Source organism: Anabaena sp. CCY 9402-a, from assembly GCF_963920945.1.
GTDB classification, from domain to species: Bacteria; Cyanobacteriota; Cyanobacteriia; order Cyanobacteriales; family Nostocaceae; genus Trichormus; species Trichormus minutissimus.
Genome location: NZ_CAWUDL010000072.1, coordinates 11250 through 35019, shown reverse-complemented (window position 1 = coordinate 35019; position 23770 = coordinate 11250). Strand labels below are relative to the sequence as shown.

Annotated in this window: 23 protein-coding genes; 6 read left to right on the top strand and 17 right to left on the bottom strand. The window is 41.4% G+C overall.

Features of this window, described 5'->3' with window-relative positions:
• Positions 1–88 precede the first annotated feature (88 nt).
• The 3 genes from ACM0OR_RS22205 to der form a co-directional block, all read right to left on the bottom strand.
• On the bottom strand, positions 89–1501 hold the full coding sequence (locus tag ACM0OR_RS22205; protein ID WP_414578790.1) for an anthranilate synthase component I: 1413 nt from the start codon (positions 1499–1501) through the stop codon (positions 89–91).
• 27 nt (positions 1502–1528) lie between these two features.
• Positions 1529–2455, bottom strand: coding sequence for an energy-coupling factor transporter transmembrane component T family protein (locus ACM0OR_RS22200; protein ID WP_414578789.1), 927 nt, complete (start codon positions 2453–2455; stop codon positions 1529–1531).
• Between the two features lie 315 nt (positions 2456–2770).
• Positions 2771–4132 carry a ribosome biogenesis GTPase Der gene (der, locus tag ACM0OR_RS22195; RefSeq protein ID WP_414578788.1) on the bottom strand — a complete coding sequence of 454 codons (1362 nt, stop codon included), beginning with the start codon at positions 4130–4132 and terminating at the stop codon, positions 2771–2773.
• Between the two features lie 513 nt (positions 4133–4645).
• Between der and ACM0OR_RS22190 the strand changes: the two genes are divergently transcribed.
• Complete coding sequence (locus tag ACM0OR_RS22190; RefSeq protein ID WP_414578787.1) at positions 4646–5512, top strand: metallophosphoesterase; 867 nt, start codon at positions 4646–4648, stop codon at positions 5510–5512.
• Between the two features lie 154 nt (positions 5513–5666).
• Positions 5667–7643 (top strand): SUMF1/EgtB/PvdO family nonheme iron enzyme, encoded by a 1977-nt coding sequence (locus ACM0OR_RS22185; protein WP_414578786.1) that lies wholly within the window; start codon positions 5667–5669, stop codon positions 7641–7643.
• Between the two features lie 251 nt (positions 7644–7894).
• Here ACM0OR_RS22185 and ACM0OR_RS22180 read toward each other — a convergent pair whose 3' ends face one another.
• The 8 genes from ACM0OR_RS22180 to ACM0OR_RS22145 form a co-directional block, all read right to left on the bottom strand.
• Positions 7895–8437: an REP-associated tyrosine transposase gene (locus ACM0OR_RS22180; protein ID WP_414578785.1), complete on the bottom strand. Its 543-nt coding sequence runs from the start codon at positions 8435–8437 to the stop codon at positions 7895–7897.
• A 110-nt stretch (positions 8438–8547) separates the two neighbouring features.
• Entirely contained in the window at positions 8548–8670 is a 123-nt protein-coding gene (locus ACM0OR_RS22175; RefSeq protein WP_414578784.1) for a hypothetical protein, read from the bottom strand.
• On the bottom strand, positions 8670–8924 hold the full coding sequence (locus ACM0OR_RS22170) for a ribbon-helix-helix domain-containing protein (protein ID WP_414578783.1): 255 nt from the start codon (positions 8922–8924) through the stop codon (positions 8670–8672). Before ACM0OR_RS22170 ends, ACM0OR_RS22175 begins: the two co-directional genes overlap by 1 nt.
• A 134-nt stretch (positions 8925–9058) precedes the next feature.
• Positions 9059–9289: a hypothetical protein gene (locus ACM0OR_RS22165; RefSeq protein WP_414578782.1), complete on the bottom strand. Its 231-nt coding sequence runs from the start codon at positions 9287–9289 to the stop codon at positions 9059–9061.
• Positions 9290–9764: 475 nt separating this feature from the next.
• Positions 9765–10157 (bottom strand): type II toxin-antitoxin system VapC family toxin, encoded by a 393-nt coding sequence (locus tag ACM0OR_RS22160; RefSeq protein WP_414578781.1) that lies wholly within the window; start codon positions 10155–10157, stop codon positions 9765–9767.
• Positions 10154–10372: a hypothetical protein gene (locus tag ACM0OR_RS22155; RefSeq protein WP_414578780.1), complete on the bottom strand. Its 219-nt coding sequence runs from the start codon at positions 10370–10372 to the stop codon at positions 10154–10156. Before ACM0OR_RS22155 ends, ACM0OR_RS22160 begins: the two co-directional genes overlap by 4 nt.
• Before the next feature lie 260 nt (positions 10373–10632).
• On the bottom strand, positions 10633–10887 hold the full coding sequence (locus tag ACM0OR_RS22150; protein WP_414578779.1) for a hypothetical protein: 255 nt from the start codon (positions 10885–10887) through the stop codon (positions 10633–10635).
• A gap of 5 nt (positions 10888–10892) precedes the next feature.
• Positions 10893–11015, bottom strand: a complete 123-nt coding sequence (locus tag ACM0OR_RS22145; RefSeq protein ID WP_414578778.1) for a hypothetical protein — start codon at positions 11013–11015, stop codon at positions 10893–10895.
• 148 nt (positions 11016–11163) lie between these two features.
• On the opposite strand from ACM0OR_RS22145, the gene ACM0OR_RS22140 reads away from it, so the two are divergent.
• Both ACM0OR_RS22140 and ACM0OR_RS22135 read left to right on the top strand, forming a co-directional pair.
• Complete coding sequence (locus ACM0OR_RS22140; RefSeq protein ID WP_414578777.1) at positions 11164–11436, top strand: hypothetical protein; 273 nt, start codon at positions 11164–11166, stop codon at positions 11434–11436.
• Positions 11433–11798: a clan AA aspartic protease gene (locus ACM0OR_RS22135; protein WP_323265044.1), complete on the top strand. Its 366-nt coding sequence runs from the start codon at positions 11433–11435 to the stop codon at positions 11796–11798. Before ACM0OR_RS22140 ends, ACM0OR_RS22135 begins: the two co-directional genes overlap by 4 nt.
• Before the next feature lie 240 nt (positions 11799–12038).
• Here ACM0OR_RS22135 and ACM0OR_RS22130 read toward each other — a convergent pair whose 3' ends face one another.
• From ACM0OR_RS22130 to ACM0OR_RS22115, 4 genes are all read right to left on the bottom strand, one after another.
• Positions 12039–13682 (bottom strand): acetolactate synthase large subunit, encoded by a 1644-nt coding sequence (locus ACM0OR_RS22130; RefSeq protein ID WP_414578776.1) that lies wholly within the window; start codon positions 13680–13682, stop codon positions 12039–12041.
• Between the two features lie 153 nt (positions 13683–13835).
• The gene (locus ACM0OR_RS22125; RefSeq protein ID WP_414578775.1) at positions 13836–15203 is read right to left on the bottom strand and encodes an NAD-dependent succinate-semialdehyde dehydrogenase; all 1368 of its coding nucleotides are present in this window, start codon (positions 15201–15203) and stop codon (positions 13836–13838) included.
• A gap of 224 nt (positions 15204–15427) precedes the next feature.
• Complete coding sequence (locus tag ACM0OR_RS22120) at positions 15428–15958, bottom strand: DUF1622 domain-containing protein (protein ID WP_414578774.1); 531 nt, start codon at positions 15956–15958, stop codon at positions 15428–15430.
• A gap of 61 nt (positions 15959–16019) precedes the next feature.
• On the bottom strand, positions 16020–17660 hold the full coding sequence (locus tag ACM0OR_RS22115; RefSeq protein WP_414578773.1) for an adenylate/guanylate cyclase domain-containing protein: 1641 nt from the start codon (positions 17658–17660) through the stop codon (positions 16020–16022).
• 452 nt (positions 17661–18112) lie between these two features.
• On the opposite strand from ACM0OR_RS22115, the gene ACM0OR_RS22110 reads away from it, so the two are divergent.
• The gene (locus ACM0OR_RS22110; protein ID WP_414578772.1) at positions 18113–19594 is read left to right on the top strand and encodes a VanZ family protein; all 1482 of its coding nucleotides are present in this window, start codon (positions 18113–18115) and stop codon (positions 19592–19594) included.
• Between the two features lie 4 nt (positions 19595–19598).
• Here the strand turns inward: ACM0OR_RS22110 and ylqF are convergent, their stop codons facing one another.
• A complete protein-coding gene (ylqF, locus tag ACM0OR_RS22105) occupies positions 19599–20483 on the bottom strand; it encodes a ribosome biogenesis GTPase YlqF (RefSeq protein WP_414578771.1) in 885 nt (294 codons plus the stop codon).
• Positions 20484–20612: 129 nt separating this feature from the next.
• Positions 20613–20990: a VOC family protein gene (locus tag ACM0OR_RS22100; protein ID WP_414578770.1), complete on the bottom strand. Its 378-nt coding sequence runs from the start codon at positions 20988–20990 to the stop codon at positions 20613–20615.
• Positions 20991–21178: 188 nt separating this feature from the next.
• On the opposite strand from ACM0OR_RS22100, the gene ACM0OR_RS22095 reads away from it, so the two are divergent.
• Positions 21179–23728 (top strand): proteasome protein, encoded by a 2550-nt coding sequence (locus ACM0OR_RS22095; RefSeq protein ID WP_414578769.1) that lies wholly within the window; start codon positions 21179–21181, stop codon positions 23726–23728.
• Positions 23729–23770: the final 42 nt, after the last annotated feature.

Sequence of the window (23770 nt, the reverse complement as noted above, 5' to 3'; positions counted from 1 at the left end):
AAAATTCAAAATTCAAAATTCAAAATTCAAAATTCAAAATTCAAAATTCAAAATTGAATCACCCCTGTCACCTGTCACCTGTCACCTGTCACCTGTCACCTGTCCCCCTAACCATTTTCAATGCTGCTAACTGCGCTTGGGCTTTGTGCAGAGATTCGTACCATTCTTTTTCCGGGTCACTGTCGGCAACAATTCCAGCACCTACTTGTCCCCAGACGGTTTTGAATGGGGCGTTGGGGGTTACTAGTAGGGTACGGATTAAAATATTTAAGTCTAGGTTGCCGCGCCAATCTAAATAACCGCATGAACCGTAGAATAAGCTGCGGCGCACCGGTTCTAGCTCTTCGATGATTTCCATGCACCTGACTTTAGGACAGCCTGTAATTGTACCACCAGGGAATAAGGCACGAATTAAATCAATGGGTGTGCAATCGCTCAATTTCCCTGTAACATTGCTGACGAGGTGCATAACGTGGCTATATCTTTCAATTGTCAGCAATTCGTCAACGGTGACTGTTCCCCATTCACAGACTCGCCCTAAATCATTGCGTTCCAAATCTACCAGCATGATGTGTTCTGCCCGTTCTTTGGTGTTGCTGAGGAGTTCTTTAGCTAGTTGCTGGTCTTGTTCTGGAGTTATACCACGCGATCGCGTGCCGGCGATCGGTCTGGTTTCGGCTTGTCCATTTTGTAGTAAAACTAATCTTTCTGGTGAACAGCTAATAACTTCACCCCAAGGTGTACGCCAATAGCTAGCAAAGGGGGAAGGATTAATTTTATGTAAGGCTTGATAAATTGACCAACCACTAGCTGAGGTAGTGGCGGCAAATCTTAAAGATAGGTTCGCTTGAAAAATATCTCCCGCCTGAATATATTTTTTGGCACGGTTAACGGCGGTTTCGTAATCTGATTGAGATGTAAAAAATTCCGGTGCAACAGGGTAATTAGTGATGGGGGTGATATGCTGCGGTGAGTTTTCTGGATCTATTTGTCCTAGACGCAGTTCCAACCCATCAAGACCAACCGCATCGCTAGCAGCTAACCATAAAACTTGTTGGACATGATCCAAAACTGCAAAAGCATCTGGTTCATACCAAAAAGCTACAGGAAACGGTAAGGGATCAATTTTTGTCTGGGGTAGCTGTTCAATTTCCCCAGCTGCGTCATAGCCAAGCCATCCCAGCCAACCGCCAGTGAAGGGGAGTTGTGGAGATGGGAGAGAAATTTTATCTTGTTTCTCCATTCCCCTAACTTGTAACAAATTCTCCAGCAAACCGAAAATATCACCCAATCCTGGTGTCCACATCTGCGGAACTCCATTTATTATTCTGGGTGCGCCTGCACAGATAGAATAGCGACTCAGTTGGGGTTGGTTCGTGGGTGTGGGGTAGGGACTTTCTAGGAGGGTGGCTATTTCAGATGTAGTGTTGGAGTGAAATAAGGCAGAGAAAATTTCCGAACCAGTACGATTTTCTAATGGAAGCGATCGCCAGTGCCACATAAAATGTTATATTTGTTGCCTATTCCCCTAAAGTTGATTTCCTAAAACGATTCTTACTCCCCAAAATAGGGTGAGAGTTGCGATCGCTAACCAGTCCCATGATTTTAAACGTAAATCATGCCACGGAACTCGGTGTTCGTTAGGACTGGTAAAACCGCGTACCATCATCGCACTAGCCATTTGTTCGGCACGTAACAAGAGATTTTCTAATAATCTTTCGGCGACAATCAACCAGACTTTGAATCCACCTTTTAAACCTAACTTTTTCCAATTAATTGCCCTAGTCATCACAGAACGGACTAAATTCTGTACCTCTTCTAAGACTAGGGGAATAAACCGCAATGATAAAGTTAGGGTCAAAGTAATTTCGGTGACGGGTATCTTAAATCGCCGTAGCGGCTGCATGAGGCTTTCTATCCCGGCGGTAATTTCCTCTGGTGCAGTTGTCAGTAAATACAAGTTAGTGCTGTAAATAACAGTAAATATAATCGTACTTAAGCGCGTTGCTAAATCTATAGAACGGCGAGTAATTTTCACCGGGCCTTGATGAAACAGAATGTAATTATAGCTTTTGCTACTTTTTACCTGCTCTTGAACAACTGGGGAATTATTATTATTGGCTAGTGGGGCTAAAACTTGAGAGTTAGCTGGTAGACGTGGCTGATAATCTATACCCAATCCATCAGGACTGATAGCTGAAATCATGAACACTAAAAATGTCAGTGTTAACAGCCAACCCATTTGTTGTTGCCAGACACGCCGGGGAATTTTAGCAGTTAAAGTAAAAATAATTAATAGTGCTACTAATAGTATCCGCCATTGATTATTAGCAAAGCTGTAGCTAGTCAGAAAACTCATCAACCAGATAAACTTGACCCGTGGATCAAGTTTATGTAACCAAGTTTGTGGCTGTTCTAGGTATAGTCCTAATGGAAGCGATCGCAGTAAATCCATTTTTCAGTGCTGAGTGCTGTTAGCGGTAGCGGGGCGTTTAGCCCGTGCTGAGTTATTGAAAGTTAAAAGTTTACACTAATGAGAATTTAAAGGTTAGTAAATTTTCAAATTAAAGTTTAGTTTGAACTTTTGATCCTTGACTATTCTGCCGTGATATCCAGAACTTAGCACACTTTATTTTCCCCACTCAGCACCCCTCACTCCTCACTCAGGACTCAGGACTCAGGACTCAGCACCCCTCACTCCTCACTCAGGACTCAGCACTCAGCACTCCTCACTCCTCACTCAGGACTCAGCACTCAGCACTCCTCACTCTTAAACACGAGTTGCACGGTTAAGATTACCGCTTTCCATATCTCGGACTTTCTTACTCCGCCACAATATGCGAATGGGAGTACCTTTAAACCCTAGTTGTTGGCGGAATTGTCTTTCAATGTAACGTCGGTAGTTGTCATTAAAGCGTTTAGCTTCATTGACAAATAAAGCAATAGTTGGCGGTTGGCTGCTGACTTGTGTACCGTAATAAATTTTACCTTGTCGTCCACCGCGTGAAGTTGGGGGAGAATGCCATTTCAACGCATCTTCCAAAACTTCGTTAACCACTGATGTACTAACGCGGCGTTTGTGTTCTGTGGCTGCTTGAGTTACCAACTCTAAAATCTTTTCTACCCGTTGTCCGGTTAAAGCACTGACAAAAATTGTCTCTGCCCATTCTGTAAAATGTAGCCGTCCTTCCATATTTTTTTCGTAGTCGTAGATAGTATAGGAGTCTTTTTCGACTGCATCCCACTTATTGACGACGATAATACAGGCTCGACCTTCTTCAATAATTCGCCCAGCTAATTTTTGATCTTGTTCTGTTACACCATCTAGGGCATCTAAAACTAATAAAACCACATCAGCGCGGCGAATTGCTTTAAAAGCGCGGTTAATGCTAAAAAATTCCGGGCCATATTCGACGTTTTTCTTTTTGCGAATCCCGGCTGTATCTATCAGGCGATAGGATTGTCCATCTCTTTCGATAAAAGTATCGATCGCATCGCGGGTTGTGCCAGAAATCGGGCTAACAATAACTCTTTCTTCACCCACAAAAGAGTTGAGTAAGCTTGATTTCCCGACATTAGGCCGTCCGACGATCGCAATTTTTATTTCATTGCTTTCTGCTACATCCGCAACAGTGGGGATGTGTTTGATGAGTTCGTCTAATAACTCACCTGTACCGTTGCCATGAATCGCGGAGAGGGGGTATGGTTCTCCTAGGCCTAGTTCCCAAAATTCAGCAGCTTGAATTGAACCCTGTTCAGGGGATTCGCATTTATTCACTGCTAGAAAAATTGGAACTGGTTGTTGGCGTAACCATTCGGCAATTTCTTCATCTGCCGAATTAGGGCCAGTTTGACCATTAACAACAAAGATAGCAGCAGAAGCTTCTGCCAGGGCTGCTAAAGCCTGTTGGCGGATCAGGGGCAAAAATTCGGTGTCATCATTAAATACCAAACCGCCTGTATCTACTACTAAAAACTCGCGATCGCTCCAGTAAGCCGGCATATAAGTGCGATCGCGCGTCATACCCGGTTCATCATGGACAATCGCCGTTTGTTCCCCGGCGAGTCGATTAACCAGGGTGGATTTGCCCACATTTGGGCGACCGATAATTGCAACAATTGGCAGTCCCATAAACCAAGGGTAATTGAGAGAAAGGCTAGTATATCACATCTCTCATTATAGGTTACAGGTGATAGGGGACAGGTGACAGTGAAGAGGTAGGAGGGGACAGGTGACAGGGAAGACTTAGTGAACTTTCACGCTCATTAATCAATATACCGTTTCCTAATCACATGAGGTATATCATAGCCCCCTCCTTGCTTGCCTACGGTGTACACACATCTTTGTGCTAGGTGCAAAATGTGGTTTTATCCCCCTAAATCCCCCTTAAAAAGGGGGACTTTGAATCTAATTCCCCCCTTTTTTAAGGGGGGTTAGGGGGGATCAAAACGTTGTAGGGCTTGGTAATTCGACTTGTGTGTACACCGTAGCACTAAAGCGAGAACCGCTATACCTGCAATTCTTAATTACGAATTACGAATTACGAATTACGAATTATGCTTCTATCCCCAAGGTGATTTACCGCGAAATTTAAAAAAATAGCATAGCAGCAGAACTGGCAGTTACGTCACAGGAGATTACATCTTGAGAAATCGTAAGTGGCTGCTCACAGCCAGTCAACGAATCTTTCAATACTTGCGGTGGTTATTTTTATTAATATTCTGTATCTTACTATACGCCAAGGTAATTGAACCAAATTGGATTGAGATCAAATCTTTACAACTGACTCTCCCCCATCTCGCATCAGAATTTAACGGCTATCGAATTGTGCAGATTAGCGATATTCACCGCGACCAATGGATGAATACGCGGCGTTTAAAGCATATTGTCCACCTAGTTAATCAACAACACCCGGACTTAATAGCCATTACCGGGGACTTAGTAACGCGTAACTTACCCCGATTAATCCCATCACTGAAGCCAGCCTTAGAGGAACTTACACCACGGGACAGAACCGTTGCTGTTTTAGGTAATCATGACCACGAAAACGACACCAAAGCCATCATTAAAATACTCAAACAAAGCGGCGTATTTGATTTAAATAATACTGTCTACACACTTCAAAGAGGCAACGCCATTTTAAATATTGCTGGGGTTGATGATGTGGGTATGGGTAAAGACCGCCTAGACTTAGTATTGCAGCAATTACCCCTACAGGGCGCAGCCATTTTATTAGCCCATGAACCAGACTTTGCGACTACCAGCGCAGCCACAGCCAGATTTGACCTACAACTATCAGGACATTCCCACGGCGGACAAATCCGGCTACCTTTCATCAAACCCCTAATCCTACCGCCCTGGGGTGAAAAATACTACTCAGGAGAATACGAGGTTGGAAAAATGCTCTTATACACCAACCGAGGCGTAGGAATGACAGGCTTACATCTGCGTTTATTCGCCCGTCCTGAAATTACCATCTTTACTCTAGTCCCCCAAACCATAAGTAATTGAGTTCGTAGTAAGGACTTTAGTCCTAAAAGAAGGACTGAAGTCCTTACTACAAACCTTTAAAACTCTCTGCGTCTCCGCGCCTCTGCGTGAAATCACTTGCCCAAACACCCAAGAATTTGGCACAATAAACCCAAATACTGCCAAATCAAAAACCATGCCTCAGCCCGGCGACATCCTCCGCAGCCGCTATAAAATCATTAAAATCCTCGGTAGTGGCGGATTTGGTGACACCTACCTAGCCCAAGATATAGACCTACCCGGAAAGCCGAAGTGTGTAGTCAAACACCTCAAACCCAACCCCGACCCCAAAGTATTAGAAATCGTTAGAAGATTATTCGATAGCGAAGCGCAAGTATTATACCGTCTAGGCAACGATAGCGACCAAATACCCCGATTATTTGCCCACTTTGAAGAACAAGGGGAATTTTATCTAGTCCAAGAATTTATAGATGGTCAAGATTTAAGCCATGAAATCGTTCCCGGTGAGAAGTTAACAGAAATAGCAGTCACCAAACTATTACAAGAAATATTAGAAATATTAGCAGTAGTTCATAAACAGAACATCATCCACCGCGACATCAAACCCCAAAACTTAATGCGTCGCCGACAAGATGGTAAAATAGTGCTAATTGACTTTGGTGCAGTGAAAGAAGTTGAGGTCATGACGGTGAACACCCAAGGTCAAACAAGTTTTAGCGTTGCCATTGGTAGTCTTGGTTATATGCCCAGCGAACAAGCAGCCGGACGACCGAAATTAAGCAGTGATGTATATGCAGTGGGGATGTTAGGGATTCAAGCATTAACAGGCTTACAACCCAACGAACTACCAAAAGACCCCAATGATGACGAAGTGATTTGGCGCAATCGGGCAAATGTCACTGAGAAGTTGGCAGATGCGTTAAATAAGATGGTGAGTTATTACTTTCGGGATAGATACCCGTCAGCAGTGGAGGCGTTAGCAGCAATTAAATCACTACAGGGACAACAGCAAGTACAGCCAACTATACCCATACCACAGCCACAACCACGACAAGTAATACCAACTATACCAATACCACAACCACGACAACAAGTACAGCCAACTATACCCATATCACCACCGCCAACACCAACAAAAATCATCACGCCTTGGTCAAGGCGAAAGGTAATACAAACAGTTGGGTTTGCGGGTGCTGGGTTGGGTTTAGCAATTGTAATACCGCGCCTATCGCAGTCTGATTCAGGAGAAATTAGCACAACTGATATAACTGTAACACCAGCAGCGACACCAGCACCTACAAATAGTCCGCGTCGCTCGTCTCCTACTTCCTCAAATAGCTTACAAACCTTTCAATTTGAAACAGTGACAGTAAACTCACAGGGAAGCATCACCAACCGCCGCAATGAGGAAGCAAGATACTTTGCAGAAGACTTAGGTAATGGTGTCAGCTTAGAAATGGTGCAGATACCAGAGGGGACATTTACAATGGGTTCACCAGCAGGGGAAGCGCAACGAGAATCAGATGAAAGTCCCCAGCATGAGGTGAGAGTTCCCGGCTTCTTCATGGGGAAATATGCAGTTACCCAGGAACAGTATCAAGCCATCATGGGGACAAATCCTTCCAACTTCAAAGGAGAGAAAAGACCAGTAGAACAAGTCAGTTGGGATAATGCGGTAGAATTTTGTGAGAAATTGAGCCAGAAGACAGGAAAAACCTACAGGCTACCCAGCGAGGCGGAATGGGAATACGCCTGTCGTGCGGGGACAACCACACCGTTTTATTTTGGGGAAACCATCACCCCAGATTTAGTGAACTACGACGGTAACTTTCCCTACGGTTCTGCACCCAAAGGTGAATATCGAAAAGCAACAACAAATGTAGGAATATTTCCGTCTAACTCTTTCGGTTTATATGATATGTGTGGTAATATATGGGAATGGTGTCAAGATGTATATAATAACAGCTACCAAGGTGCGCCAATAGATGGTAGTGCGCGGTTAACAGGTAGCGATAATAACACAAAGCTGCTGCGTGGCGGTTCTTGGATTAACTATGCTAGGGATTGCCGGTCTGCTGATCGCGTTAGGTACGCGCGCGCGGTTCGGGGCAGCGATGTTGGTTTTCGTATTGTCGCGGTGGCGTTGGCGTGAGGATTCCTTACCCTTTGCACTCTTGCCCTTTAGCCCTCTACACTTCTTACTCTTTACACTTCTTTTGTCCCCGCCGTCAGGCGGAAAAATTTTCCTAAATCTGGTGTCTATATATCAATATCAGTATACACCACATTCAATAAAATCATTCAAATAATTTGTAGGTTGGGTTGAACGGAGTGAAACCCAACAAAAATCTTGGCTACAACGTCGAGGGTGTTGGGTTTCCTGTCGTCAACCCAACCTACTTGCTACTCCTTGCCAATGTTATCATCAAATATAATTTCATCTCCAGCACCCCACATCATATCATACGTTCCTTGACGAACCGAACGATGAAAACTGGAATACTCCCAATCCATTGGAGCTTTCACCAAATCATGTTTTACGGGATTGTAGTGAATATATTCAACATGGTGCTGAAAATCGGCCTCATCTCTAATCAAATGTTCCCAAAAACGACGTTGCCAAATAGGTTTTTCTTGTTTTCTTTGTCGAGAAACAGATACATCTTCCTGTGATAGAGTATCACACTGACGACTAAAATAACTTTTAATTAAACGCCACCGAGTAGAAAAATTGTGATCTTCTGATGGTAATGTCCAAATACAGTGGAGATGATCAGGCAATAAAACAAAAGCATCAATTATAAATGGATGTTGTTGCTTGACATACCAAAAAGCGTTTCTCAGTAAAGAAACGTTAGTAGGTAAAGAAAACAATCTTTCTCTGTTATGTGTAACAAGTGTAAAAAAGTAAGTACCACCTTTAATTATTGCTCGGCGATATTGCATAATTAAGCAAATGTAGTAAATGTAGGTTAGGTTAAGCGCAGCCCAACCCAACATCTAGCTCACAATAAAATATTAAGTGATATTAAAGAATTACTAAACCGAGTAAACACTTATTGATGTTGGGTTTTGTTCCTCAACCCAACAAAAACCTTGCTGACAATATCGATGGTGTTGGGTTTCCTGCCGTCAACCCAACCTACTTGCTGTGGTTTAATAACAATTCTTTTGGTCATTATTGTCTCTGACCCATTTGTTCAATCAGCTTGGCACGTTTTTCCTCCCACCACTCGTCTGTCACTTCTACAGTTTCCCCACTGTCTAGACCTTCGATGAGCAGAGATTCTAAATGTTTTTGAGCGATGCGCTTCTGTTCTTGGGAAATGAGATAATTGATATATTCGTCCGTATTAGCGTAGCCGCCAGCAACGACTTGTTGCTCAAGAAATTCTTGCAATTGCTCAGGAAGTGAAAGATTAATTTTTAGCATAAATAATCACCTCTTGCATTTATTGCCGCACAATTCACAACTATTATATGCTGTCGGGATGGCTGGGGTGCGATCGCAATCAAAAAGGTTGTCATGGCGAGGAGGAAGGACGTTCGAGCAGCGTGTCGTAGACTTCATAATTGTTCATAATCCATTGGCACAGACTGACCATCAGCAATTTCTTGCTTGGCGCGCTGGGCTGCTGCGATAAGACTACCCTGCGTCTTTTGAAAGGAAGACTCCCATCGTGCTTCATCTTCTAAATCGGCAATAAACTCACGAAGATGCTCCGCAACACGCTCTTGCAATTCATCAGGCAGAGACTCAACCATCTTGATGATTGTGGAAATAGTAGGCGAAGACATATAATGATCTGGGAATAATTTTTTTACAATTTTTCTGCCCGGTAAAACTATCAAAAAGTTTCTTTACAATATAGTTTTCTTGATAGCAATTTAATTCTAAACTACATCTAACTCGAATTTCTTAAATTATTTGAGAGTTTGAAGATGGGGCAGGCATTTTTAGCTGCTGCGTGGCGGTTCTTGGAATAACAATGCTAGGAATTGCCGGTCTGCTAATCGCAATAGGAACGCGCGCGCGAATCGGAACAACAATGTTGGTTTTCGTATTGTCGCGGTGGCGTTGGCGTGATTACTCCCCACCGTCAGAATCGGTAAATGGGAATTTATCGAGCGTACATTAGGGAGTCCAGACCTGTCTCAGTGAGGAAGGTGACGACCTCCAAATATAAAACCGGGTTGGATAGGTTGGTAGGTTGCAAAACCGAAGACTTGTCCGACTCAATAGTATTATCACTGGACGGGCTAGAAGAGACATCTATGATTTAAGAGTTTGCACGCCAGGATATGCCAGAATTTTTGCGTCAGCCGTGAGTAACGGACACCCGTAAATTCTCGCAGTGGCTACTATGATTTGATCAGATGGATCTCGGTGAAAACCTGTGAGTTTGGTTGATTCAACGATAATGGGTATTGTTAGTTCGAGTAGCGGCACTCCTGGGTAAGCTAAAGCGGCTGTTAACCAATCCTCAACGGAAATTGAGAAAGCAAGTTTGCGATTCTCAACTAGTTTGGCAACTTCCCAACAAGAAATCAGGCTAACTCCAAGTCCTTGAGATTGATATTCTTCAATCCAATTGCGATATTTTTGATTTAGTCGCGCATTATTATCTACCCACCAAATCCAAATATGGGTATCTAAAATTATCATTGCAAAACTTCCCAATCTTCTATAGGTACAGCAGGCTCAAATGGGTCATCATAATGAATGACCTTTCCCCGTAAAGGGAAAGGATTAGAATCTGAAGGTTGAGAAGAACTTTCTAAGATAATGATTTCTACTGCTTCCCCAGCCTGAAAGGGTAAGTCTTTGATGATCAAAGTTCCGTCTTCAGTTAATGTTGTTTCAATTCGATGTGCTTTCATTGTTACCCTGCGATTTCTCAGCTAATAAATCAGCAAATAGTTTTATTTTTCTTAAACCTTCCTCACGCCAGATATCATTATTCTCTCCTTCTTCTAGACTGAATAATCTTTCTCGACAAAGAATTTGTCATAACGGTGATTGACATTCGCTGTGAGTTAATATCCATTCAACATCTTCATCAGGAAAGGGTATTGGTGAACTCCCTATTAATTCTCGTGCTTCAGAGACGTTGGAATGCAACGCCTCTACATCCAGGTTATTAGATTAAAATTTGCCGGATTAAAATACTCATTACCTCACCTGCGTTAGCCGTAGGTAACAGTGGACTCCAATCACCCACACTGGCGTAACCAATTACCTGCAAATAGCGAATTGTACTGGTAACGGCTTGAGGAGAACCGATGAGCAAATGCTTAATCTTTTCTCTTTGGGGAAGTGGCTGTGTAGAAGATTGATTGAGGTTGACTGTATCTATATCTGCACTCTGCAAGTATTGTGTTAACTGTGCCATCATTGTAATTATCTCCTTGTTAGAGGGGCTAGATAAAGGCGATCGCTTTCTTCTTGACCGGATTGGGCGATCGCCTTTATCATATCTAAACAATAATGTATAAATTTATACTTGTCAATCATGAAATCCATAATTTTTGTTAGAAATTATCGATTTTTACAGGATAAATATTTTATAGTAAGAGTAATATTTCCAAATTAAATAGTTTGTTTACAGTAAAACAAATGAGGATTTTAGCAATACTAAAATCCTCAAAAATAACCCAACATAGTAAAAATCATGCAAACTATACTTTTAAGCAGCGAAGAAGTCGGCAAACGTGCCAGAGAATTATATGACAATAATATCCGTCAGCAAGTAGAAACAGAAGAAAACATCGGTAAGATGGTGATTATTGATATAGAAACTGGTGAATATGCAGTTGATAAAACAGGGATAGAATCGGCGCATTATTTACGCAAAAAGAACCCATTAGCTAGACTGTTTGGTATTCGCATTGGTTATAAAGTTGCGGCTTCTTTCAATGGTGACATGGAGCGTGACTATCGGTGATTTCTGGTATTGTGAAAAACGGACGGGCAACTGTTAATATTACATTTCGGTTGCCCAATCAACCAGATTTTTCTATTGAGTTTCAGATCGACACAGGTTTTACAGATTACCTTTGTCTTCCACCAGCAGCAGTAGCTGTATTAGATTTACCGTTCCTATATGATGTTTATATAAATCTGGCTGACAATAGTACCCTCGTCGTAGCATTACATCAAGCTGTCATAGTTTGGAATGGAGAGGAAAGAGTAGTTAATGTTTTAGCTACAGGAAGGCGGCCTTTATTGGGAACTGCTTTATTGGATGGGTCTGAACTAACTATCCAGTTTACAGACGGTGGTTTGGTATCAATTAATGATTTATAGCTGAATATCAACTTGTGTAAAAATAATCATATTTGTGTAACTTCATACATTTTTGGCGATAGGCGATATTTACGGTAAGCTACGCTAACGCATTATATGCTGTCGGCATGGCTGGGGTGCGATCGCTATTACAAACTGTGTGATGGAATTGCTTCCCGGAAATTTAGATTAATTTAGTTCATAGCAAAGAATTTAGCTCTCAAGAAAGAACTAAAGTCCTTACTACGAACATTTAATTATTTACAATTCACAACTTAACTCACCGGCTTTTTGGCTAAAGCGGCGGTTTTCTCTGTAGTCTACAGGGCAATCAATCACAGCCGGGACATCTTGGGCTAAGGCTTCTTTGAGTATAGGAATTAAATCTAAAGCTGATTCAACTCGATAACCTTTTAAGCCCATACTTTCAGCTAATTTGACAAAATCTGGGTTGCCAAAATGGACAAAAGATGATTGTCCTTTACCAAATTGATTCTCTTGTTTCCACTCAATTAAACCGTAGCCGCCATCATTAAAAATTAAGGTGACAAATGGTGTACCAACACGCAATGCTGTTTCTAATTCTTGGCAATTCATCATAAAGCCACCGTCGCCGGTTGCGGCTACAACTTTGCGGTTAGGATGCACCAGTTTTGCCGCTAAAGCACCAGGAATTGCTATCCCCATTGCAGCAAAACCATTGGAAATCAGGCAAGTATTTGGACTATGACAATGATAATGGCGAGCAATCCACATTTTATGTGCGCCCACATCAGAAATTACAATATCATCTGGCCCCATGACTTGCCGCAAGTCATAAATTAATTTTTGCGGTTTAATCGGATACCCTTCATCGTTGGCATATTGTTCGTAATCAGCCCGAATTTCTTCCCGTAAACTAATGGCGTAGGGTTTGGGTTTTCCTTGTCGATCTGCTACTTTTAAAATCTCAGCTAGGGAATCAGAAATATCCCCGATTATTTCTACATTGGGAATATAACTGCTATCAATTTCGGCAGAACTTGCTCCAATATGGATGATGGGAATATTTCCTTCTGGATTCCATTTTTTGGGTGAAAATTCAATTAAATCATAGCCGATCGCAATGACTAAATCGGTGTTATCAAAACCGCAGGTAATAAAATCTCTTTGTTGTAATCCTACTGACCATAAGGCCAAAGGATGAGTATAGGGAATCACACCTTTACCCATGAAGGTATTAGCAACAGGGATATTCATCTGGGTGGCAAATTGCGTGACAGCATCACTAGCTTGAGCGCGAATTGCTCCATTTCCTACTAAGATTAGGGGATTAACTGCCTGAGAAATTGCGGCTGCGGCTGCCCGAATACTAGCAAAAGAAGCGTAGGTTTTTTCGATATTATCTTTACGCAATGGTTTGCCCTCTACGGGCATGGCGGCAATATTTTCTGGTAAATCTATATGCACTGCACCGGGTTTTTCGGTTTGCGATCGCTTGAAGGCTTTCCGCACAACTTCTGGTGTAATACTCGGTCTGACTATCTGTTTATTCCACTTAGTTACAGGGGCAAACATAGCCACTAAATCTAAGTATTGGTGGGATTCAATGTGCATTCTATCTGTTCCCACCTGTCCAGTAATGGCAACCAACGGCGCACCATCTAGATTTGCATCTGCTACACCAGTCATTAAATTTGTTGCCCCAGGCCCAAGTGTAGAAAGACACACACCTGCTTTTCCTGTCAGTCGTCCGTAGACATCGGCCATGAAGGCTGCACCCTGTTCATGACGGGTTGTAATAAATTTAATAGATGAATGTTTAAGTGCTTCTAAAACGTGTAAATTCTCTTCGCCAGGGAGTCCAAAAACATACTGTACCCCTTCATTTTCCAAACACTGTACTAATAGTTCTGCCGTATTCATTTTACATTCCTCATGTGGTTGGGGACTGGGAATTTTAGATTTTAGATTTTGGATTTTGGATTTTGGATTAAATAATCTAAAATCCACTCATTGAAAAGCTGGGGATTGGGAAGAAAAAGTAATACGTAATCCCCAGTACCTAATACCTAATCCCTATTTAACCCAAACTGTTTTAACATTCACGAACTCGTGTATGCCTTGAATACTTAGTTCTCGTCCATACCCGGAACGCTTAATGCCACCAAATGGTAGTCGGGGGTCGGATTTAACTAAGCTGTTAATAAATACTGCGCCTGCTTCAATTTCTGTAATTAAGCGATCGCGTTCTTGATCGTTGGTTGTCCAAGCACTTGCACCTAAACCAAAGGGTGTAGCATTTGCTAGTTTAATCGCAGTATCTATATCTGGCACACGGAATAATAAGGCTACTGGCCCAAAAAATTCTTCTTGGGCAATTTGTGAGTCAACAGGGATATCTATGATAATTGTTGGTGGATAAAAGTTGCCAGGAATATCTGCTAAAGGATACCCACCTGTTAAGACTTTTCCCCCACTTTTGACAGCAACTTGCACTTGTTGGTGTAAATCTTGGAGAAGATCAGGTGTTGCTAAAGGGCCTAAGTCGGTGTCGGGAAGCATGGGATCACCAACTTTCAACGCCGTGAATTTTTCTAATAGCAGTTTCTCAAATTTATCTGCGATCGCCTCGGCGACAATAAAGCGTTTGGCTGCAATACAAGATTGACCATTATTTAACATCCGTGCGGTTGTCGCGGCGGTTACTGCTGTTTCTAAATCAGCACTTTCTAAGACAATAAATGGGTCACTTCCCCCCAATTCCAAGACGGTTTTTTTAATCTGTTTTCCCGCCACCGCCGCTAGGGATGCACCGGCTGGTTCGCTTCCGGTTAAGGTAGCGGCTTTTACTCGGTCATCTGCCATTAAATCAGCAACTTTAGCTGCACCGATTAATAAAGTCTGAAATGCACCTTCAGGGAAACCCGCCCGTTGAATGATATCTGCAATAGCTAAAGCGCACTGTGGCACATTAGAAGCGTGTTTGAGTAAGCCGACATTACCCGCCATCAGTGTCGGTGCGGCAAACCTGAACACCTGCCAGAAGGGGAAATTCCACGGCATGACGGCGAGAATTATACCCAATGGTTGGTAGCGGACAAAACTATGGCTAGCATCAGTTTTTACCGAGACATCAGCCATAAAATCGGCAGCATTTTCAGCGTAGTAACGGCAAACTAAAGCGCATTTTTCGACTTCTGCGATCGCAGCTTTGTAAGGCTTGCCCATTTCTAGAGTCATGATTTTAGCAAAATCAGCCTTGTCTTGCTCTAGAATTGACGCAGCTGCATTTAACCACTGCGATCGCTGTGTAAAACTCGTCTGACGGTACTGTATAAAAGCCTGTTGTGCCAAATCTAATTTAGTGGCAATTTCTGCATCGTTGAGTGGCTCAAAGGTTTTGAGCGTTTCCCCAGTAGCGGGATTGATAGTGGCGATCGCCATTGCCTGACCTCCCGTTTTAAAATAGCTTGAGGTAGCTTCTTAGTGTTACACACATCTCTTGAGGAAGCCACCATCCAAATTTTAGTCTTTTGGCAAAGGCTTAGTCTCTCCAACTTAAAATCTCGCAATTAAACTTGAACTAATTTATACTCAAAAATAAGTATTAATGCTGCTTAATAGAATACAAGAACACATTCATCTGTATCTTGAGGGTGAGTCACGGTTTAATGATCAGATTGATCTATTTCTTCTAAAGATGAATTATGAAGATTTTCTCTACGTGTAAAACGAGCTTGTTCAACTTGCTTAATCTCCCGTTCCAGGAAGTAGTTCAATAGTGTTCTTAAAAGCACAATCGCCCCCAAATTGAGAATATCTTGGCGTGTAGGTGCAACTGCTGTTTGCAAAATATCACTAGCAACAGTAAATTCTAATCCTAATGCCAATGCCCTTCCTAGTTGCAACCTTACTACTTCAGTAGAATCAATATGTTGTCTATGACGAGAAAATATTTGCCGAAAATAAAGAGCAATTCCACGAATCACTGCCAGTCCAATTACTACGGCTGCGGCAATTTCTGCTGTTGCTGCTAAGTAGCCAACAATGAGCTTTAACCATGACTCTAAAGGTTCTCTAGCTGCTTGTGTTGCCTCAATTTGTCCGACGTTAATACCTAAAAGTAGAACTAATCCAAAAATTAATGCTAAAGGGAGCAAAAGATTAACTAAAGACTCTATTAATGACTCCCTCTTCATGTTAATTTGTAATTCGTAATTTCAATACCTAAGTGCAAAATATATGAATACTCACTAATGACTATGGATGAATAATTGTTGTTAAATGATGCAATTTTGTTTGATAAACTTTGACTAGTCTATCAATACCTTTAAATCGATGATCTCCCATTTCTTGAAAGTCTTCTGGTTGTGAAAGTAATTGATAGGTAGCTTCACTAATAACACATTCACTAGGAGGACAAACTGCTTCCATTCTCGCGGCTAGGTTAATAGTAGCACCTAATGCTGTATACTCTACCCTTTGGGAACTACCGACATCGCCGACAACGGCTTTACCACTGTTAATCGCAATGCGTAATTGTAAAGGTTCATGCCAGAAACCGTTGGCATTGAGATGTTCTAGGCGAGTTAGCATACCTTTAGCGGTGGCTGTAGCGCGATCAGCGTGATCGGCTTGCGGTTCGGGTGCGCCAAAAAATGCCATGATACAATCACCGATGTATTTATCTAAAGTGCCGCCACAAGCGAATACTTCTTGTAGCATTTCTTCAAATAACTTATTTAATAATTGTGCGATCGCAGTTGGTGTTAACTTCTCAGAAATAGCTGTAAAACCAACTAAATCTGCGAATAAAATACTAATTTCACTTTCCGCAGGTGATAAACGACCATCTGGTAAACCACCCACAGAAATCAAATGTTGCACAACCGCAGGTGAGTGATAGCGTTCTAAGCGATGGCGAATTACTTCTTCTGTTTTCAGTTTTTCTACAAGTAACCAACGTTGTACACTCGATGCTACAAGATTGGCTAAAGCCGAAAAAAAGCTGAGTTCTTCTTCACCATCTTTTTCCCAATGATAAGAAGACAAATGAGCATCAGCATAAAGTACACCCACTACTTTATTTTCATCCCATAAAGGGACGGCCATAGCACTACGAATTCCTTTGAGTAAAATGCTATGTTCACCAGAAAACCTTTCATCTTTTTGGGTATCAGCAGTTTGAATTACTACTTTTTCTTCAAAGACTTTTTGGCAGATACTCCGACTAATCCAACTAGCATCAGCTAAGAGATATTTTTGCTGAGTTTGGTTTCTAGTACCAGCATTAACTAACTCTAAATTACCGCAACCATTGACATCAATTAATAAAGCCAATCGGTCAATACTACTAAGATAGCGAAATACAACTTGTTGCACTTGAGAGAAAATTTCTTCTATAGATGCTGCTGCACAAAGGTTTTTAGCTATATCTACTAAGTCTTTAAGACGGGCAATGGTTTTATTTTTGTCGCTAATATCACCATCATTACCATTAGCTTCTATCCATTGTTGTTGTAGTTGTTTGACGTTACGAAAAATCGTTCTTGGCTCAGAACTATCTGAAATAGTTAGTTGTTTAAGTGGCGGTGGTGGAAGAGGCGTGTGAAACAATACCACTAAATTCACATTACCTAGCCAAATTACATCACCGTGATGTAACTTTTGGGCTTGACTGACAACTGTTTGATTAACTTGTGTACCGTTCTTACTACCTAAATCCTCAACTGTCCATGTACCCTCAGCCTTTTTTACGAGTTGGGCGTGCTTGCGGGAAACTCCCCCAAAAGGTAGATATAAGTTACATTCCGGCAACCGACCTATTGTGAATATATCTTGATTCACAGTGACAGTTGTTTCCGTATCTCCCTGTTTTAAGAGTAAAGTCAGTTCAGTCATGAGTGTGATTTGTCTATTTTGGGGGCTGGGAGCGCAAACATATCTGGTTTGCAGGATATTTATGAACCCTTTACCATTTCTTTATGGCATTGTTCATGGCGATCGACAAGTCTTGGTATTAAATATTACATACAAATCTATTTGCTTCAGGATTGTTTGGATAATAACCTCGATTGTTCGAGAAACCGGGGTTTTGTATTGACTTACACAATCTTTCCCACTAACTCAACTGAACCTTCATTATTTGCCAAAATTAACTTGTATTTACACTTTCTTTGTAATATCTTTACAAAAAAAATATATATAATTAAGGCGAAATATAAATGGGTGAATAATATTAGAAAAGCATCATCTATTCTGCATCTCCATCAAGCATTTATATGCCAATTATTTGATAATTAATAGCCAAGCATTAATTTACACTTAGCTTACTGGTCAATAGATATTTAAATATGAATAATAAACCGAAATATTTACAACAATATAATTGGCTAGTTTGCAGTATTAGCGTTTTAGCTGTATTGCTAGCTACACTTTATCCATTTGATTTTTCAGGTGTAGATAATTTTTCGTTAACTGAACTTATTCTCAGTTTTAATAACTTTAGCCCTTTTCAAGATCAGGTAAATAACATTTTGTTATTTATGCCTTTAGGTTTTAGTTTAGCCAGGCTCTTACAAAACCTGAAGATGAAAAGTCTATTACAAGTTCTATTCGTGATATTAGGAAGCTTTAGTTTGTCGTTGACAGTGGAGGTATTACAAATATTTTTACCTTCTAGAATGCCGACACCTGCGGATTTGCTCAATAATACCCTAGGGGGATTTTTTGGTTTTATTTGCTTTTACTTGGGGAATAAAAAAAGTTTTAATATGACTGTGGAAAAAATAAAAAACAGTCGAATTAGTCAATCTAATAAGCAAATATTAGGATTTTTTATAGGATATCTCTTTGTAACTTTGTTGATTTCATTATTATGGCAAAGCACAACTAAGTTAAGTAATTGGGATGTTAATTATCCGCTAGTAATTGGTAATGAAAGAACTGGTGATAAACCGTGGCAAGGATATATATCTGAAATTCATATTGCTGATCAAGCTCTATCCAGGAATCAAATAGGACAGGTTTTAAGAAACCCCAGCTATTTTGATCATATTGGTGATTCCTTATTAGCTCACTATCAATTCACTGGGAAATGTTGCTATCAAGACAAGACGGGACAACTACCCAAATTAATCTGGCAAGGCAACTCGATAAATCAAGATGAAAGTCAAGGTGTATTCTTGAGTGAGAACCATTGGCTAAAAACATCTGCCCCAGTTACAAAATTGAGCCAAAAAATCAGTCAAACATCAGAGGTTACTATTAGTGCTATTGTGGCGGCGGCGCATACAGAACAGGATGGTCCGGCACGAATTATTTCTATTTCTGATAATTCTTTTCACCGTAATTTAACAGTGGGACAAGAGGGTAATAGTCTAGATTTCCGTATCAGAACACCCATTACTGGGGAAAATGGGTCAGAGCTTAAATTGAATATATCTAATGTTTTTGTGGATACTAGACCACATCATCTAGTTATTACTTATGCTAGAGGAACTATTCAAGTTTATGTAGATAATCTACAAAATGCTTCCTCTTTTAACTTACTAGAATTAATTCCCAAACAACAAAGAGTTTTCTACTATGCACTAACTTTTATACCCCTAGGGATAGGCTTAACTATCCTCACTCTCCTAGCGAAAAGAAGATTCATCTTTTCTAAAATTGTTTACAGTGGAATATTAATACCTTCTTTAATCCTAGAAGGTGTTTTAGTCAGTGAAAGCGGTAAGAATTTCAGTATTAAAAACTTGTTATTGGGAATAACATTTACAGCAGGAACAATGCTGCTATTAAAAGCAAGAGCCTCTCAAATAAAACTGAAAAACTAACCGTCTAGATGTTAGGTGGTAATTCCAAAGGGAGCGTTCCGAGTAAACCCTTGCGATAATCTGTTAAAAGTTCCCTAGCAGTTCGTTCTACATCACCTTTATGACGATATGCGGCTAACGCGTGTAAGTATGCTTCTCCTGTGTGGGGTATGGGGTCGAGTTCATAACGTGAATATAAGGGTGATCTGGGTAATAACTCACCAGCTTGCTCTTCTAAAGAATTCAGTAAATCTATGAATGCAGCCGCTACTAGTTGATTATCGTAAGCGGCTTGACCAATATCATCACAAATTGCCAGTTTTATGGCTGCTTCTTGATTACCCATCTTCAGGGGGATGACTCCGGGTGCATCTAACAATTCCAACTGATCGGAAATTCGCACCCAGCGCAGTTGACGTGTCACCCCAGGACGAGCCGCGCTTTCGACAACGCGCTTTCCTAATAAACGGTTGATTAAAGCTGACTTACCAACATTAGGAAAACCAATTACCACAGCGCGCACAGGACGAGGTAACATTCCCCGATCGCGTCTTCTTTGATTGAGTTCTACTCCGGCTGCTTGGGCAGCTTTAGCGACTCCGGTAACACCTTGACCGTGTTGAGCATTGGTACAATAAGGTTCTTCTCCCCGATTTTTAAAGTAATTTATCCACAGCGATCGCACTTGGGGCGGTATCATATCCAAACGATTCAATACCAAAACTCGCGCCTTGTTTCCCACCCACTCATCTATTTGGGGGTGGTGTGTCGCCAAAGGAATCCGCGCGTCTCTTACTTCAAAGACCACATCTACCCGCGATAGGTGTTCTTTGAGATTCCTTTCCGCCTTGGCAATATGACCCGGATACCACTGGATCAGATTTAATTTATAGTTATCTGTTAAGCCCATAGCAATTATGAATTACCTTAGCGTAGCGTTAGCGAGTCTTCGTTCGCGCAGCGTCTGTCTACGACACGCTCCGCGAACGTAGAGAGCGTCATTACGAATTACGAATTACGAATTACGAATTACGAATTATTATCCCTTATGGCTTTGATGCAAAATCAGACGATTACCATCGGGGTCATAGGCGTAAATTTCTCTACCGTGGGAGGCGATCGCAATTTCTCCTGGTGGGGGATAACCTAAATCTGTGAGGTGGGCGATCGCGTCTTCTAAGTTATTTACCTCTAAACACATACTCATTTTACTTGTAGCTGAGTGTTGAAATTCCGACTCGTGTGTTTTTTTGGGCTGAAAAATCCCTACTCTTATACCAGTAAGTTGGAATTCAGCATATACATTTGGTATAAAACTGATTGGTTTTTGTGTCAATAAATTAGTATAAAAATTTGCTAATTTATCTAGATTTAGGGTTGCTATAGTTAGTAGTGCATCTTGATAGTAAAAACTCATATTTGTTAATTATCCAGAATTATCACCTTTTCACCCTGATGTAAGCTGATAAAAACTCAAGTCTTTAAAAGAGTAAATTATCGCAAAATCTTCCGAAAGATAGCCTAAACAAGTTGTAAATATAAAAGTTACAGGCCTTTTTTGTGTTATAAAACTCACAGAAAATTATATTATTGGTAGGCTACTCTATGGAACTAGAAAAAATAGGATGTTTTAAAGAGTACAGCGAAATTATACTTGAAAAAATTAATTCTGTTCCTCAAAATCCTTCTAAACAAGAAGATTGGATTCCTACTAGCTTAGATGAATGTATTTTGCGTCTCCGAGAAGCTGCGGAGAAAACTATAGGTCTTGCTACTTCGCCTGTGAAAATTGGCGTGATGGGAGAATTTAGTAGTGGCAAAACTTTACTTTTAGGCAGCTTAATTGGCTATGGCGATGCTTTACCCATTAGTGAAAATCCCACTACAGGTAACGTCACCGCTATTCATATCATCCCCCAAGCGGGCTTCTCAACGACACAGGTGGGTAACTTTACTGTGGAGTATTTGAGTCGGGAAGGGGTGAATGAGTGCTTGCGCTTTATGCTAGGGGAAGCTAACCGCCGTACAACAGCAGCCGGACTTCCCCCCATACCATCGGCTAAACTCAACTCTGGGAAAGACATTCTTAGCTGGTGTGAAGAAGCTTGGAATAGCAGCAATAACTTGGAATTACGTTATCTGGTGCGGGAGTTGGTGGTTTTTCTCCGCGCCTACAGTTCCTATGAGGCGTTGTGTGGTAAATGCTACGAAATTGATGCAGCTACGGCGCGTGATGGGTTACAGTTGGCGGAACAGCCAATGGCTATCCAAACTCTTAGCTTTGAAGAGTTACCGCCAGCGCATATTCGTTTACCGAGTCCACCCCAAAACTTACCCACCAAGTTATTACAAAATAGCTTTCCGTTAATTCGGCGTATTGATATTGAAGTGAGAATTTCCCAAGAAATTTGGGATGTTACAGGTGCTGATAAATTTATTCTGTTAGATTTTCCGGGTTTAGGTGCGGCGAATTCTGGCGCGAGGGATACCTTTTTATCGCTGCGAGAATTGGCGGAAGTGCAGACAATTTTGGTACTCCTGAATGGTAAATCGCCGGGGAGCGATCGCGCCAATAAAATTTTCACGATGATGCAACAGCAGCGTCCTGGACAAGACCTCAAGGATTTAATTCTGGTGGGGGTGGGACGTTTTGACCAGTTACCTTTAGAAAGTGAAGGCGGTGAACGGGAATTAGACTCCCTAATTAACGACAGCCAAACCCCCAACCTCACAGCCGATATGGTTCTGCAAAAACTTAAGGTTCTGCAAACTACCATTGACGGTGCGAGTGCATTCACCATTAATAAAGACCGCATCGTTTTGCTATCCCCCCTACTGGGACTAGCGGAATTAGCCAAGCGTTCTAGTAGTGTGAAAGCAGGTTCAACGGAGTTTTTGGCGAACTTAGATTATCCAGAGTATTTGGAGAGGTCGAAGCGACTGCAACAAAAATGGCGCAGGTTGAGCGATCGCTTGTTAGAATCAGATGCACGTCACCATTTAGGGCGCAAACTGGGTTACTTTGCTCAAGATGGGGGTGTCGCCAAGCTGCGAGAATTAATTCAAAATCACGTTGCGAATCATGGACTCAAGCAACTGTATGAAGATACCCGTCGCGCGGCTGAGAATTTACAATTACAACAAGAAAACCTCAAAGGTATTATTGCCGAAATTCACGCCCAAGGTATTCCTGCTGGTGACTCTCAGGCTTTAGTTGACTTCAGGAATGCGATTGAAAGTTTAGATAAAACCTATCGTAATTTCCAGAAAGATTTAGGTACACAACCACTCAAAGACCGCCGGGGAACAGTGGTTAGTGATGTAGTCAAAGACGAACTGACTTTTCAAGTTATTAGTTGGAGTCAGTGGACTTTATTATTTAACAAAGTCAACAATGGCACAATTACGCTGACAGAATCTAAGGGTGCAGCCGGTAAATTATTTGACCGAGGGAACAGAACTAATAACAGCATCCCGACCAAAAGCGATGACTTTTATCCAGCCTTTGCTAAGACTGTGCAAGAAGTAGAAGAATTTGCCCGCGATCGCATCCGTCAGGCTGTAGTAGACTTACTCAGTAAATTATCTCACCAAATTGCCCCAGAGCGCGATCGCCTCTTGGCAATTTTGACACCAGAAATAGAACAAGAGATTGAAGCGAAATTCGGACCGGAAGAAGCTGATTTGTTTTACCAACTACTATTAGGATGCGACCCCAATAAATGGCAAGATGTAATTTTAGAAGAGATTAATCAACAAGATAAATCGCTCGTTCCTGAAGTTATGTTTCCTCTGGCGCGTCAGGATGAAAAACATAATATTGGTCAAATCTTTGATTGGTCGCCAGAAAAAAATCAAGGTCTACCTAGAGCAGCGAATCACCAGTTATTTGTCTTACGATTGCGTGATGAAATTACCGCGAGTGCTAGCTTACATCTTGTACAATATGTCAGCGAAGTTAATCAACAAGTCAACTCTGAATTAGAGGGGATTTTGGATCAAATTATTCCCACTTTGCAAAACCTCTCCAAAAAAGATGGCTTGCTGAGATTTATCGCGGCTGGTGACACCCAATCAGGTGTAGCAGTACCTACTTGGCTACAGAATCTCACAGAAATCGCCAACATTTCTGATTCCCTAACAGCTAATCAGTAATCAGTAATAAGTCATAAATTTACTGCTTAATGAATTCCGCCT

Excerpts from the sequence above, each read along its gene's own strand:
- ACM0OR_RS22205 (WP_414578790.1), bottom strand. The coding sequence starts at position 1,501 with ATGTGGCACTGGCGATCGCTTCCATTAGAAAATCGTACTGGTTCGGAA.
- ACM0OR_RS22200 (WP_414578789.1), bottom strand. The coding sequence starts at position 2,455 with ATGGATTTACTGCGATCGCTTCCATTAGGACTATACCTAGAACAGCCA.
- der (WP_414578788.1), bottom strand. The coding sequence starts at position 4,132 with ATGGGACTGCCAATTGTTGCAATTATCGGTCGCCCAAATGTGGGCAAA.
- ACM0OR_RS22185 (WP_414578786.1), top strand. The coding sequence starts at position 5,667 with ATGCCTCAGCCCGGCGACATCCTCCGCAGCCGCTATAAAATCATTAAA.
- ACM0OR_RS22180 (WP_414578785.1), bottom strand. The coding sequence starts at position 8,437 with ATGCAATATCGCCGAGCAATAATTAAAGGTGGTACTTACTTTTTTACA.
- ACM0OR_RS22175 (WP_414578784.1), bottom strand. The coding sequence starts at position 8,670 with ATGACCAAAAGAATTGTTATTAAACCACAGCAAGTAGGTTGGGTTGAC.
- ACM0OR_RS22170 (WP_414578783.1), bottom strand. The coding sequence starts at position 8,924 with ATGCTAAAAATTAATCTTTCACTTCCTGAGCAATTGCAAGAATTTCTT.
- ACM0OR_RS22165 (WP_414578782.1), bottom strand. The coding sequence starts at position 9,289 with ATGTCTTCGCCTACTATTTCCACAATCATCAAGATGGTTGAGTCTCTG.
- ACM0OR_RS22160 (WP_414578781.1), bottom strand. The coding sequence starts at position 10,157 with ATGATAATTTTAGATACCCATATTTGGATTTGGTGGGTAGATAATAAT.
- ACM0OR_RS22155 (WP_414578780.1), bottom strand. The coding sequence starts at position 10,372 with ATGAAAGCACATCGAATTGAAACAACATTAACTGAAGACGGAACTTTG.
- ACM0OR_RS22150 (WP_414578779.1), bottom strand. The coding sequence starts at position 10,887 with ATGATGGCACAGTTAACACAATACTTGCAGAGTGCAGATATAGATACA.
- ACM0OR_RS22145 (WP_414578778.1), bottom strand. The coding sequence starts at position 11,015 with ATGGATTTCATGATTGACAAGTATAAATTTATACATTATTGTTTAGAT.
- ACM0OR_RS22140 (WP_414578777.1), top strand. The coding sequence starts at position 11,164 with ATGCAAACTATACTTTTAAGCAGCGAAGAAGTCGGCAAACGTGCCAGA.
- ACM0OR_RS22130 (WP_414578776.1), bottom strand. The coding sequence starts at position 13,682 with ATGAATACGGCAGAACTATTAGTACAGTGTTTGGAAAATGAAGGGGTA.
- ACM0OR_RS22125 (WP_414578775.1), bottom strand. The coding sequence starts at position 15,203 with ATGGCGATCGCCACTATCAATCCCGCTACTGGGGAAACGCTCAAAACC.
- ACM0OR_RS22120 (WP_414578774.1), bottom strand. The coding sequence starts at position 15,958 with ATGAAGAGGGAGTCATTAATAGAGTCTTTAGTTAATCTTTTGCTCCCT.
- ACM0OR_RS22115 (WP_414578773.1), bottom strand. The coding sequence starts at position 17,660 with ATGACTGAACTGACTTTACTCTTAAAACAGGGAGATACGGAAACAACT.
- ACM0OR_RS22110 (WP_414578772.1), top strand. The coding sequence starts at position 18,113 with ATGAATAATAAACCGAAATATTTACAACAATATAATTGGCTAGTTTGC.
- ylqF (WP_414578771.1), bottom strand. The coding sequence starts at position 20,483 with ATGGGCTTAACAGATAACTATAAATTAAATCTGATCCAGTGGTATCCG.
- ACM0OR_RS22100 (WP_414578770.1), bottom strand. The coding sequence starts at position 20,990 with ATGAGTTTTTACTATCAAGATGCACTACTAACTATAGCAACCCTAAAT.
- ACM0OR_RS22095 (WP_414578769.1), top strand. The coding sequence starts at position 21,179 with ATGGAACTAGAAAAAATAGGATGTTTTAAAGAGTACAGCGAAATTATA.